The sequence below is a fragment of the Aquibacillus koreensis genome (assembly GCF_025154055.1).
Classification (GTDB): Bacteria; Bacillota; Bacilli; order Bacillales; family Amphibacillaceae; genus Aquibacillus_C; species Aquibacillus_C koreensis.
The window spans coordinates 1-12,945 of record NZ_JAOALK010000018.1; the positions used below are offsets into that span (position 1 = coordinate 1).

The following is a 12,945-nucleotide window of genomic DNA, read 5'->3' on the forward strand; positions in this document are numbered from 1 at the left end:
GACCCCGCAGTGAGCGCTCTTTGCGAATGAGGAGGCTGAGGCGTTCCCCACGGAAAGCGAGTGTTTTTCCGTAGCGGCGTATTACCACTCATCTAATTAAGACCGTAAGGAAGTAATGAAATTTTTAACTGCACAGTATGGATCAACAACGAAGGACTAGAAAGCAATACAATTTTAGGATAATAAAAAAGGCAGGCTAATCAATTAGCTTGCCTTTGTCTCTATTTTGGTTGAAGTGAAAAGTAGACTATCCGCGTCTACCGCCTCTACCGCCTCGTTTTGATTCCGTACTACGGTTAAGGCTAGATATATTTTCTTCACTAGTCTTTAAGAATTTACTTAATTTGTCTTCAAACGTTTCTTTAGGTTTGAAATTGCCTCTTGGATTAGAAGAATTTCTCGAACCTCTTTGATCTCTTCCTCCCTGACGTTGAGGGCGTTTCGAATAAGATGAGGTCTGGCCTTCTGGTTTATCAATCGCCTTTTTGATGGACAAGGCTATCTTGCCGTCCTTCTCACTAATTACTTTAACTTCTACTTCGTCACCTACAGTTAAATGGTCGTTAACGTCTTTCACGTAACTATCCGCAACTTCACTGATGTGAACAAGACCAGTAGAGCCTCCTGGTAATTCTACAAACGCTCCAAAATTAGTGATACCTGTTACTTTACCTTGTACCTTACTGCCTATTTCTACTGACAAAAGATTTCCTCCTCAATAATTTTAAAACCATCTTATTATAACAATTAAATAAAATAATATCAATTAAGATTTGCCTATTAAATATGGCGAAATCAATATAAATGTACCCAATTTTAAAGGTAAATAAACGATTAGTCTATCATAAAAATACCCTAAAAGGCTTTTGTTGTCCAATCTTCACAGTTCCAGACATCCGTTACAATACCTTGATAGAACTCCGGTTCGTGTGAAATGAGCAGAACACTACCTTTGTATTCCTGCAGAGCACGTTTCAATTCTTTTTTTGCATCTTGGTCTAAGTGATTGGTAGGTTCATCTAAAACAAGAAGATTTGTTTCATTGTTTATTAATTTGCAAAGTCTAACTTTCGCTTTCTCACCACCACTTAACACTTGGACTTGGCTTTCAATATGCTTTGTCGTTAATCCACATCTGGCTAATGCAGCGCGTACTTCATATTGGGTGAAGTGGCGGAATTCTTCCCACACTTCTTCTATACAAGTATTTTGATTCGCAACTTTAATCTCTTGCTCAAAATAACCAATATGCAAGTGATCACCTAATTCAACAGATCCCGATACGGGTTTAATCTCACCAAGAATGCTCCGTAATAATGTTGTTTTACCAATGCCATTTGCACCAGACAAGGCAATCTTTTGTCCGCGTTCCATTGTTAAATTTAGGGCTCTTGATAATGGCTCATCATAACCAATGATTAAATCCTTTGTTTCAAATAAATATCTACCTGGAGTTCGAGCTAGCTTGAAGTTAAATTGTGGTTTTGGTTTTTCTGCATCTAGTTCGATAACATCCATTTTATCTAATTTTTTCTGTCTAGACATTGCCATTTTACTCGTTGCAGCATTTGCTTTATTTCTAGCTACGAAATCTTTTAAGTTGGCAATTTCCTTTTGTTGCTTCTTATATGCAGAAACTTGCTGCTGCTTCTTCATCTCATAAACACGCAAGAATTCATTATAGTCACCAGGATAACGAGTGACCTTTTGATTTTCCATATGGTAGATCAAATTAGTTACACTATTTAAAAATGGGATATCGTGTGATACGAGAATAAATGCATGATCGTATGCTAATAGATAATGCTTTAACCATTCAATGTGTTCAACATCTAAATAGTTTGTTGGCTCATCAAGTAGCAATATATCTGGTTTTTCAAGTAGCAACTTGGCAAGAAGAACCTTTGTACGCTGTCCACCACTTAAGTCATGTACATCACGATCTAACCCGAAATCATTTAATCCAAGACCATTTGCTACTTCTTCAACCTTTGCATCGATCGTGTAGAAGTCATTATTTGTCAGTGCATCTTGCATTCGGCCTGTTTCTTCCAACAGTTTTTCAAGTTCTTCTGGGTCTACTTCTCCCATCTTTGCAAAAAGTCCATTCATTTCCTCTTCCATATCATATAAATACTGGAAAGCAGTCCTCAACACGTCACGAATAGTCATGCCTTGCTTTAATTCCGTATGTTGGTCAAGGTAACCAACTCTTGTATGTTTTGACCATTCTACTTTTCCTGCATCAGGCTCAAGCTTGCCAGTGATAACATTCATAAATGTAGATTTTCCTTCGCCATTAGCACCAATAAGCCCAATGTGTTCCCCTGCTAATAAACGAAAAGAAACGTCATCAAATATGGCACGGTCACCAAATCCATGACTTAAGTTACTTACTGATAATAAACTCATCTTTTATACACCTTTTCTTTTAAAAAATCATCCTTTCCTATTATAAAGGTGAATTGGCAAAAGTGATAGTGGAATTAAATGTTTTCTCCTTAAAATTTGTGTTGAGAAGTGTTTAACACTATATTTTTCACGGTGATGCAATAGACCATATGAATCATATGGAAGGTGCACCAATTGGAAAGAGCGGAAAGCTACCATTACCAATAAAGATTATTGGTTGTGTTCTGTTCGGCGGGATTGTACTTATTACTTTGTTAGGAATAGTGGGTAATTTCTTGTTTTAAATTGTTCAAAAGAAAGAAAACAAGTTCCCAAAGACAAAATAAGTATAAGTCAGAAAAGAAAAGTACACTGTTTTTGTGACAGTGTAGAAGAAAAAAACGATAAGCATTTATAAAAATACTTATCGTTTTTTTGTTTTAGTTATCTTTTATGACGCCCACTATATATCCCTCATACATATTTTGATAGTCTTGTGGATCACCCCACTCCAAATCGAAAAGTGCTAAGATAGAAACCTGTTCTGACGGGAACTCACTTGAGTTAGGTCCAGCAAATACGTTTTTATTTGAAACATGATCCGGTTCTGGATCAAATAATCCAACAGTATCTATTACTTCTATAATCATTCCGCTTCCTTTATTGATATCTAAAAGTGCTTGAACCCTAACTGTTGTTTGGTCCGTTTTTATTTCGCGAAATACAATTTGCTCCCGGTCTTTACCAATGGATTCACCATAAGTAAATAGAACCTCGCCAGTTTCCTGATCAGTTATATCAATATATGCGTAATCATTCGCTAACCGTTTCTGGATGTCGACAGTACTTTTTCGAAAGGGAATTTCAACATATAGATCATCAATTCTTACTTGATGAGCATCCAAACTAGGATGATCCTCGTAAGCAACCACTGTCGAGTTTGGTTTGTCGTTATCGACTTGAAAATTTACAATAACTGCAAATAAGAGTAAAGCGATGACAGAGATGATGCCAACATGAACTTTTCTCATCGAATCCCACCACCTTTCACCTTTGTTTTTTATTGTTATTCATGGATTGTCGCATCATTTCTTGCATTGTTTATTTAACCGCGGAGCCCCTGTTCCAATTATTATATCAAAAGTTATCAAAGAAAAGATTAGTGTTCTTTATGTTGTTAGTTTGCTTTCGTATAAATTGTGGTAAAAAAAGTTGTATAGCTTAACGAAAGGAGCAAGTTACATGTTCGATCTGATAGGGAATGCAGCAATAACTAGTTTAGGCTTCTTTTGGAAGGCGGGCTGGGCATTTGTATTGGGTTATTTTATTAGTTCTATGATACAAGCTTTTATACCACAAACTAAAATGGTTAAATATATGGGAAATGCTAAGCTTAAATCAGTAGGATTATCAACATTCTTCGGCGCTATAAGTTCTTCCTGCTCGTTTGCAGCATTAGCTGCAGGAAAGAGCTTATTTAAAAAAGGCGCTCATTTTATACCGACGCTTGCATTTTTATTTGCCTCTACGAACCTAGTCATTGAGTTAGGTATATTAATATATATTTTTCTAGGTTGGCAATTTGTTATTGCAGAAATTATCGGTGGAATTATCTTGATCTTTGTTACATGGGGACTAGTAAAATTGACATATCCCAAAAAATTAGTAGAAGAAGCTCGCGAAAATGTGCAGGATGATCATATGGAAGAAGATTTTGATTGGAAAGAAAAAATCAAAACAAAAGAAGGTTGGTTACAGGTAGGTCACGAATTTGTGATGAATTGGCAAATGGTATGGAAAGAAATTACGATTGGCTTTACCTTAGCAGGTATGATGGCAACCTTTATTAGCGATCAAACATGGAAATCTTTCTTTTTAGTTGAACAACAGGATGGTTTTTTAAAAGTACTAGAGAATGCTGTAGTTGGGCCACTTGTTGCCATGTTAACGTTTATTGGATCGATGGGTAATATTCCAATTGCGACCATTTTGGCTTCAAGTGGTGTAGCGTTTGCCGGAATTATGGCTTTTATTTATTCAGATTTGGTAGTGCCACCGATTGTAGCTGTTCATAAAAAATATTACGGGTTAAAAACGGCACTTTATATCGCTGGTACGTTCTATCTTTCTATTTTAATAACCTCTATTGGTATTCACTACGGTTTTAAAGCTCTAGGAGTACTTCCAGATTCAGCTAACTCAATTATGGAACATAACCCATTTCAGATTAATTATACCTTTTGGTTAAATGTTGTATTTATATTTGTTGCGATGTTTGCACTCTTTCTTAACAAGAAGTTTAAGCAATTACATTCCCATCAACATATGATGCATATGCATGAAGGTGACTCCAAGTTAAAAACGATTATAACGTATTTATGTATTGCTTACTTATGCTTTGGATTATTTGTACATTGGATATAAAACATAAAGATGGGCTTCCTAATATGTGGAAGCCTATCTTTATGTTTAGATTATTTTACCGAAACAACAAACACAGCTGGTGAATTCCAATAGATTGTAACTTCATTTGTAGAGTAACTTTCTTTGTGGTCAACAAAGCATTGTGCAGCTGATTTCCCTTGAAGAGTTTCACGCACATATTCATCATCCAAATTCCGATCTGGTCCTCCAGACACAAGACCAGGAACTGGTTCAAACACAACATCTCCGACGGAAGGGCGATGGTGTGGATGCATCACCGATCTGTCTCCAAATCCTGTAACAAAACTAATGTCATGTACATTTCGCCCTAATAAGTAATGGACGTGTTCTAGTGCACAATCTTCGTATATGTCATCGTCAGTAAAGTGATGTGCAAGTAATAATATCATGGCATGATTCATGACAATCATGTTGCTTCCCCATACATATTGCTGTTCTGATAAGGAAATGAGGTAGCCATCTGTTTCACTTTTAGTAACAAGCGTGTTTGCTTCTGCAATCAGACCAGTCTTAAACGTAGCAAAAAGTGTCGGGTCTGTGTGCTTCTCTCCGTTTAAGAGATATGCCAGTGTACCATAAGCACTAACATCTGCCCAACCGAGGCTGTATTTATTAAATGATTGTTGTGCTAATTGCAGAAAAGCATCATGGTATTTTTGTTTACCAGTCGTTCGATAAAGCTCTGCCATCGCCCAATAGCGTTCATCTTTGTCTTGATCATCGCCATATTCTCCCGTATGTACATCTGATGGATTAGTGAATCCAGGCACATCAAGATTGTTTTCTAACCAATTAGCTGCAATGACTGATTTTTCTAAACAAAGATCTGCAAAGGAACTATCAAATGGTCGATATATTCGAGCCGCAATCGCCATTATTGCCGAAAACGCACCTGTGGAAGTAGCAGAGATCGGTGAAAAATATAAATCTGCATGATCATCTTCTGGCATCACATCCAACCCAGGAAACCTTAAGGTTGTTAGTTTATGAAAGACGCCACCAGTTTTCTCATCCTGCATCTTTAATAACCATTCGAGTTCATATCGACATTCGTGTAGTAAATCCGGTGTTTGACCATCCGTTTCTGGTATCGGAATGGCTTGATCAAATGCAGAAGGATAGAGTTCATAGGCAAGGAGTAGATCTGCGATCGCTTTTGCTGCTGCAACGGTATATTTGCCGTAATCACCTGCATCATGCCACCCACCAGAACTATCGCGTTTACGATCGGGTTCACCGTGTACAATCCCCTCTGCTGTGTGGCATGCTTTATGTTTCCAAGGACCAGCGAACTTTTCGTCTAGTTCCATACCACAGCGGAAGAAATAAAAGGCTTTTAATAATCCGTGATGGAGTGATTGATAGGGTAGGCTAGATATTTCGAACATGGATGAAGTAGCATTACCTTGTTTTATTTGGTATTTTCCTTTGGTAGTAATGTCGGAGAAATCTCCGTAACAAACGGTAGTTCCACTAATAGGATCAAATCTAGCAACTGTAGTAATACCATCGTACACGGTATCTCCAGACTCATTGATAATCTGATAAGGACCAGTTGGACTTGTAAATACAGCGATCTTCTTTCCTGTTGCTGGATACCCTAGTTGATTAACCGTTATCGTTCTCGCTTCTTGCATGTTCATAGCTATACACTCCCCTTCATTTGATAAAATTATAACGCTTACAAAATGACAAATACAAGTCTAGTAGTTAATATGAAGGTAAATAATTAATGGAGTGAGGGAGTGTAAGTAAGGTGAATATTTATATTAGCCAACAAAACCAAAATCAACAGAAAGTCCCACCATTAAAAATGGAAGGATTCGAACAAACAATATATCTATACGAAACCGATCGAGCAACAGATGAAGACATTACTGGTATTGATCAGAAAGCATATGAAGTGATTGATGCAACGGGCACAATGAAAGCTCCTTCGTTTGCTGTATTTAATAATATACCGGTGACGGAAGATGGTAGAAGTCAATTTGAGAAAAGATTCTTAAACAGAGCTCGAAAAATAGAACATGAGCCAGGGTTTGTTGCGATTAGAGTATGTAGGCCGCTGCATTCCGATACGTATGTTGTTATAACTTTGTGGAAATCACAAACAGATTATGAGGAGTGGAGACAATCTAGTGCGTATAAGCATGCCCATAAAAAACGGGGAACGTCAGAAGGGATTGACCAACAACAACCGCAAATTTTTCCGCGCCCTTCCTTTGTAGAGACGTACCACGTATCAACAACTTAAATGAATAGCCAAATGAAGAGAATCTTTGTTGATTCTCTTTTTTACTTGTTATTAGAATTATCAGAAAGTATATGGAATATTATGTTAAAATGGGTAAGTGGGGAAGTGTTTGTCACTTGATATTTTTAATTTGTTTCTAGTGAAGGGAGAAAAAGTAGTATGAAAGAATGGTGGCATAAAAAACGAGCAAGAACTCGAAAGAGAAGGAAGCACCCAAATGATTATACCCTTTTTGACCTTTTTTGGGATATTCTGTTTTGGGTACCGGAATTGTTCTTATTACCATTGCGCATGATCTTTTGGTTATTAAGAGGATTTGGAAGGATTATAGGTGACTTTTTCGATATCGTCTAATGGCTGTTTTTTATGGAGGTATTTTTTGTGATCCGTCAATTCGTAAATGCAATAAAAATCTTTTTCTTTCATAGACTACATTTTTTAAAAGAGGCCGAATTAAAGCTCAATTCGCAGCAAGAAAATGAATTGAATCAAGTGTTTTATAAGATCTTAGACGCCAAGGGTGCGTTTTTCACCTACTCTTCTAACATACCAATCCATGTATTTCTGAATTATATCGTTGAAAACAAGCAAGTGCTTGTCCATGGATCTAACAACCGAGGAATAACACAATTTGAGCCAAGAACACAAACGCTTGCTAACGGAATACCAGTAAAAGCAGTTTTTGCATCATCGGATGGTATTTGGTCATTGTTTTTTGCAGTTGTAAATAGAAAGAGCGTTCATTCATTACGAAATATGTGCATTACGATCCCAACACAAAAGGGGATCAAACGGTATTATTATTTTTCTATTGCTAAGCAAAATAACGATCGTTATTGGACAAATGGAACCATTTATATATTACCCAAGTGTACCTTTGAACAAGGTGGAGTGAAAAGTGAGTGGATAACGAATCAACATGTCACACCACTTGCTAAAATAAACGTAAGCCCGAGTAACTTTCCTTTCTGTGATCAAGTGTCTAAACATAATTCAACAGAATCACCTTTAAAAACTTTATTTCACGTTTTAGTAAGAAATAGAAAGTAGGTCACAGTAATATGCCAAACTATCAATCTATTATAATAGGTAAGGGGAAACCCTTAATTTTTCTACCTGCATTTGGATTCTCTGGTAAGGAAGGATTAAATATTGCAGATGCACTGTCTAATACATACGAATGCCATTTGCTTGATCTACCTGGAATTGGAAAAAGTGAAGGGATAAAAGGAAAGGTGTCAATCCATGATATCGCGATCTGGTTAAAACAGTATGTAGACCAGTGTCGTTTCGATGCTATAACATTAATCGGTCACTCTATGGGAGGAGCTGTCGCTATGTGTTTTGCTTCTATCTTTTCAGAGAATGTAGAGAAATTAGTTCTATTAGACCAGGGACATATAATAATTCCTAGGTTTCCCACGAAGGAGTTCGGGGTATTCGGTTATTTACTACCAATCATAAGTGTACTAGAAAGAACGATTGGTAAGCCTTTTGTTAAGCTATTGCATAAGTTCTATATACATATAGAAAATAATGGGACAAAAGAATTGTTCCAAGATGAGTTGAAAGAATTTTGTCAAAGGTTTCATGTGGAAGAGTCAGATTATATTAGAGAGGCATTAAAGGAAGATGTTGTTTTTACACAGGAGGGGTTGCGTCTGTATTTTGGTTATTATCGCTTAAACCTTCCCCAACTGCTTCAACAAATAACCTCACCTTGCCTTCTCATATACGCATCCTACATTAACTACGATCCAGAAAGAGCTACAAAAACAAAGGAGGCGGTCAAGAGGCTTGTTACTAAAAATAATGTAACGTTATTGAAGTTAGATTCCCACCACTATGTCCACTGGTCTGGAGAAGAGTGTTTAAAAAATATGAAAAAGTTTTTGTGAATTATTTTTAGTAATCCGATTTGTAATTTTGTTAATTCCCAATCTCTTTGATTCAATTAATATAAATACCCATTATAGATGAATATTCTTTGTCATAAGCTATGGGTACAATCCATATGTGTCAGCAATGCCAAATACGGGTCATCAAATTTCCACCAAATTGGTTTGAGAATTATGGTCGGTTAATTCGCACACGAATCCAAATGTATCTCCGCAACAGCAAATGCAGAAGCCTTAATGTATAATACAAGCAAATGTTGCAAGTCCTTAGAGATATACTTATGGGGATCAGAATGGAATAGAAGAATTAACTAGAAAGAGTAATAGAATAAAAAACGCTTTGATCAAGAAAAGTGGTTGATTTATCCAGAAAGTAGGAGCAAACTATACACATGACTACTTAGTGGGCAACTAAGTAAATAAATTCAACAGAGGTAAAATAATGGAAAAGACAAAGACCCAGGATTTAGAGTCCATTCGAAAAGCACCACTCATTGCTATCTTAATTACGGGTGCGTTTGCCGCGATTTTGAACCAAACATTGTTAGCAACGGCGATCCCACATATAATGGATGATTTAGCGATTACTGCTAACACTGCGCAGTGGCTAACGACCGTGTTTATGCTCGTTAATGGTGTGATGATACCAATCACTGCTTTTTTAATTGAGAAGTTTACAACTAGAGGGTTATTCTTGACGGCAATGGGATTGTTTGGAATTGGAACGATCATCTGTGCAATCGCACCTACATTTTCTATCCTGATTCTAGGAAGAGTTGTACAGGCATCTGGGGCAGGTATTATGATGCCACTGATGCAAACTGTTTTTTTTGTTATCTTTCCACTTGAAAAACGAGGACAAGCAATGGGGTTATTTGGGATGGTAATCGCTTTTGCGCCGGCTATTGGTCCAACTTTATCCGGTTGGCTCGTAGAAAACTATCCATGGAGATCGTTATTTTATGTGATTATTCCTATTGCAGTTATTGATTTTATTTTGGCATATTTCTTATTAAAAAATGTAACCAAGCGTTCATTTCCAAAAGTAGATGTGTTGTCTATTATTTTATCTACATTTGGTTTTGGAGGTATCCTTTTCGGTTTTAGTAGTGCAGGTGATGCAGGATGGGGAAGTTGGCATGTTATGCTATCGATCATCGTAGGTATTGTATCTCTAATCCTATTCATTACACGACAATTCCGTTTGGAGCGACCAATCTTGGAATTCAAAGTTTTTCGTTATGGCATTTTTACATTATCCACAATTATGGGTGTGATTGTTTTTATATCGATGATTGGCGGTGCGACGATTCTACCAATCTATATGCAAAATATGCATGATTTTACTGCTCTTGAATCTGGATTGATGCTTTTACCGGGTGCCATCCTAATGGGAATAATGAACCCGATCAATGGATGGATTTTTGATAAAGTTGGTGCGAAATGGTTAGCAATTACCGGACTTTCGATTGTTACGATAGCGACTATTTTATTTACCGATTTATCAGGAACAACTTCTTTTACATACCTTGTGGTTGTTAATGCATGTAGAATGTTAGGTATTTCTATGGTTATGATGCCGGTAACTACGGCAGGCTTAAATCAATTGCCTGGTAGACTTATTCCTCATGGAACAGCGATGAGCAATACGATGAGGCAAGTATCTGGTTCAATTGGAACGGCACTATTAGTTACAATCATGACAAGTAGTGCATTAGATACGAAGGAATATGGAATAGAAGGTGAGATTCATGGTGTGAACGTTGCGTTTATTGTAGCAAGTGTTCTTAGTGGGATAGGTGTTGTATTAGCATTTTTCTTAAAGAAAACAAGCCCTGAAAAAGAAAAAACAGATTAAGTTATGTGTCACTAATTCTAAAATCACAAGCAATAATAGTATAAAAATAAACAACAAACGTTTGTAAACAGGCGTTTGTTGTTTTTATATCTTTTAATTGAATTAACTAGGTCTACCAAAATAAAAGCCCTTCTAGATCTGACAAAAGAACTTAACTTCTATTTAAGATACTGATTAATTAATTTCTCAAGTCGCTCTAGGTGAAAAGAATAATCAATGATCGAGGAAGCGATAATCATATTACGGAGTTTTTGTTCTTTGTTTAGCTGATAATACTCCAACACTTGGTCATAAAATTTATCTTTATCTTGTACTATTTCGCCCTCTCTTTGGTTATAATCTTCCTTTATCTTCCCTGAGTATTTTAATAGTAAGTATTCATGATACTTTATTAAGTCTTCTAGTTGTTGGTCGAATACTTTACTTTCATCATAGAGAGATTTACTTTGTATGTAGTGTTCATCGATATTATCTAGAAGTTGGTTTCCCTCTTGTAATACCTTGAGCATTTGTTTAAATACAATAATTTCTCTTGTATTTAACTGTTTTGTCTTCCCTAACTTTTCTCTTTCTTCTTCAAATAACTTGAATCGTTCCTCTAGCTTGGATAAATCTTTTTTAAACTTTTTATCGATTTCCTGATAAGATGTTTCCTTCATTTCATTTGAGATAACGGTTCTCATTAATAATGACATATTTTGAAAAGTTGCGTTAATATCTTGAATAAAATTCTTTTTATATTTTGGAGGGAAAATGATTATATTTACTATTATCGCAGTACACGTTCCAATCAGAATGACTACAAATCTCTCCAAGGCAAAATAAAAGTTTTCACTTCCCGTCGCACTCATGATTGCAAGAACTGTAACTAGGGTTAACGGAATAGTGGTTTCCATCTTTAGCTTAATATTTAAAGCGATCATTAAGGTAATAACAAATCCAATTGTAATTGGATTTGCTCCAAAGAAGTATATAAAAAATGAAGAAATAGAAGCTCCTAAAGTATTGGTTATGATTTGATCCAATAATTGCTTCCATGTACGGTAAACGGAAGGTTGAACAGCTAAAATTGCAGCTACCCCAGCAAAAACAAAGTTTTCCAGACCAAACAGAATACAGATATAAATAGATAGTGTAACAGCTAAACCTGTTTTTAAGATTCTTGGGCCAAAAGTGATATGGATCTCTCCCATCTAAAGACGTTTAAGAAAGTATGTTCTTTTCTAGTAGTATTTTTAAAAATGTAATTGGTTTTCCTATATATTAGAACAAAAGAACCTCATCTATCAACTAGTTTATGACAGTTTGTCAGAACACTTAGGGACTTTATTGATGAAAGGTTCATAAATTTTCACGTGATTAAAATATATGTCAAATTTGAAAACGTATTTTTTACAAAAATAGTACATATTTCTGTCGTTTATCCAGACCTTGTATAATGGTGCTATACTATCATTGGAACTAACAAAAACTGGGAGGGTTGATAGAAGATGAGGCTATTAGAGATAGCAAAAAATCAATTTTACTTGTCGTTTTCGATGTTAGAACAAATGATTGACATGTGTCCAGATGATTTATGGTATGAACAAAAAGATGGATTTGTTTTTTGGCAACAACTATTGCATGCTCTAACAGGGATGAATTTCTGGTTTAGATTAGATAATGAAACGTTTATCGAACCATTTGAAAATAAGAAGGTTTATCCGGAATTACAACATGTAGCGGAAGATCCGTTAAGTAGACAAGAGTTGTTTAGTTATAAAGAAGAGGTTAAAGCAACAGTAGAGGCTTATTTTGCAAATAAAGATGATGCATGGTTACAAAAAAGATCTGTTGTATTTAAAAGTCTTACTAACTTAGATATCATTTTTGGGCAGGTACGACATGTTCAACATCATGTTGGTTATTGCAATAGTATATTAAGAGAACATAACAAGGGTGTTGTGAAGTGGTTGGACTACTATGGTGAGAAGAAAGGGATGGTACCTATTCACAGATAGCGGTTGATTTGGTTTACTCTAACATTTAAATGTAAGCGTTTACCTTAATGGGTTATAATTCAAGAAAATGTTGACAGTTTAAGAAATTAACGCTATATT

12 protein-coding genes are annotated in these 12,945 nt (G+C 35.9%); 7 read left to right on the top strand and 5 right to left on the bottom strand.

Translation table 11 applies throughout. The features are described from left to right. Positions 1-247: 247 nt before the first annotated feature. From NYQ66_RS04995 to NYQ66_RS05005, 3 genes are all read right to left on the bottom strand, one after another. Positions 248-703 (bottom strand): S1 domain-containing RNA-binding protein, encoded by a 456-nt coding sequence (locus NYQ66_RS04995; protein WP_259867516.1) that lies wholly within the window; start codon positions 701-703, stop codon positions 248-250. Between the two features lie 152 nt (positions 704-855). After that, positions 856-2,412, bottom strand: coding sequence for an ABC-F family ATP-binding cassette domain-containing protein (locus NYQ66_RS05000; protein ID WP_259867518.1), 1,557 nt, complete (start codon positions 2,410-2,412; stop codon positions 856-858). A 419-nt stretch (positions 2,413-2,831) separates the two neighbouring features. Then, entirely contained in the window at positions 2,832-3,422 is a 591-nt protein-coding gene (locus NYQ66_RS05005) for a hypothetical protein (RefSeq protein ID WP_259867520.1), read from the bottom strand. A gap of 211 nt (positions 3,423-3,633) precedes the next feature. Between NYQ66_RS05005 and NYQ66_RS05010 the strand changes: the two genes are divergently transcribed. Further along, on the top strand, positions 3,634-4,815 hold the full coding sequence (locus NYQ66_RS05010) for a permease (protein ID WP_259867523.1): 1,182 nt from the start codon (positions 3,634-3,636) through the stop codon (positions 4,813-4,815). 50 nt (positions 4,816-4,865) lie between these two features. Here the strand turns inward: NYQ66_RS05010 and NYQ66_RS05015 are convergent, their stop codons facing one another. Next, positions 4,866-6,479 (bottom strand): glycoside hydrolase family 9 protein, encoded by a 1,614-nt coding sequence (locus tag NYQ66_RS05015; RefSeq protein WP_259867525.1) that lies wholly within the window; start codon positions 6,477-6,479, stop codon positions 4,866-4,868. Between the two features lie 113 nt (positions 6,480-6,592). Here NYQ66_RS05015 and NYQ66_RS05020 point away from each other — a divergent pair, with 113 nt between their 5' ends. The 5 genes from NYQ66_RS05020 (at position 6,593) to NYQ66_RS05040 (ending at position 10,846) form a co-directional block, all read left to right on the top strand. Next, on the top strand, positions 6,593-7,090 hold the full coding sequence (locus tag NYQ66_RS05020; RefSeq protein WP_259867527.1) for an antibiotic biosynthesis monooxygenase family protein: 498 nt from the start codon (positions 6,593-6,595) through the stop codon (positions 7,088-7,090). 159 nt (positions 7,091-7,249) lie between these two features. After that, positions 7,250-7,444: a hypothetical protein gene (locus tag NYQ66_RS05025; RefSeq protein WP_259867529.1), complete on the top strand. Its 195-nt coding sequence runs from the start codon at positions 7,250-7,252 to the stop codon at positions 7,442-7,444. 27 nt (positions 7,445-7,471) lie between these two features. Then, on the top strand, positions 7,472-8,140 hold the full coding sequence (locus tag NYQ66_RS05030; protein WP_259867531.1) for a hypothetical protein: 669 nt from the start codon (positions 7,472-7,474) through the stop codon (positions 8,138-8,140). Positions 8,141-8,151: 11 nt separating this feature from the next. Continuing rightward, the gene (locus NYQ66_RS05035; protein WP_259867533.1) at positions 8,152-8,988 is read left to right on the top strand and encodes an alpha/beta hydrolase; all 837 of its coding nucleotides are present in this window, start codon (positions 8,152-8,154) and stop codon (positions 8,986-8,988) included. Between the two features lie 442 nt (positions 8,989-9,430). After that, positions 9,431-10,846, top strand: coding sequence for an MDR family MFS transporter (locus NYQ66_RS05040; RefSeq protein WP_259867535.1), 1,416 nt, complete (start codon positions 9,431-9,433; stop codon positions 10,844-10,846). Between the two features lie 158 nt (positions 10,847-11,004). Here NYQ66_RS05040 and NYQ66_RS05045 read toward each other — a convergent pair whose 3' ends face one another. After that, the gene (locus tag NYQ66_RS05045; RefSeq protein ID WP_259867537.1) at positions 11,005-12,039 is read right to left on the bottom strand and encodes an FUSC family protein; all 1,035 of its coding nucleotides are present in this window, start codon (positions 12,037-12,039) and stop codon (positions 11,005-11,007) included. A gap of 297 nt (positions 12,040-12,336) precedes the next feature. Here NYQ66_RS05045 and NYQ66_RS05050 point away from each other — a divergent pair, with 297 nt between their 5' ends. Beyond that, entirely contained in the window at positions 12,337-12,846 is a 510-nt protein-coding gene (locus tag NYQ66_RS05050; RefSeq protein ID WP_259867539.1) for a DinB family protein, read from the top strand. Positions 12,847-12,945 lie beyond the last annotated feature (99 nt).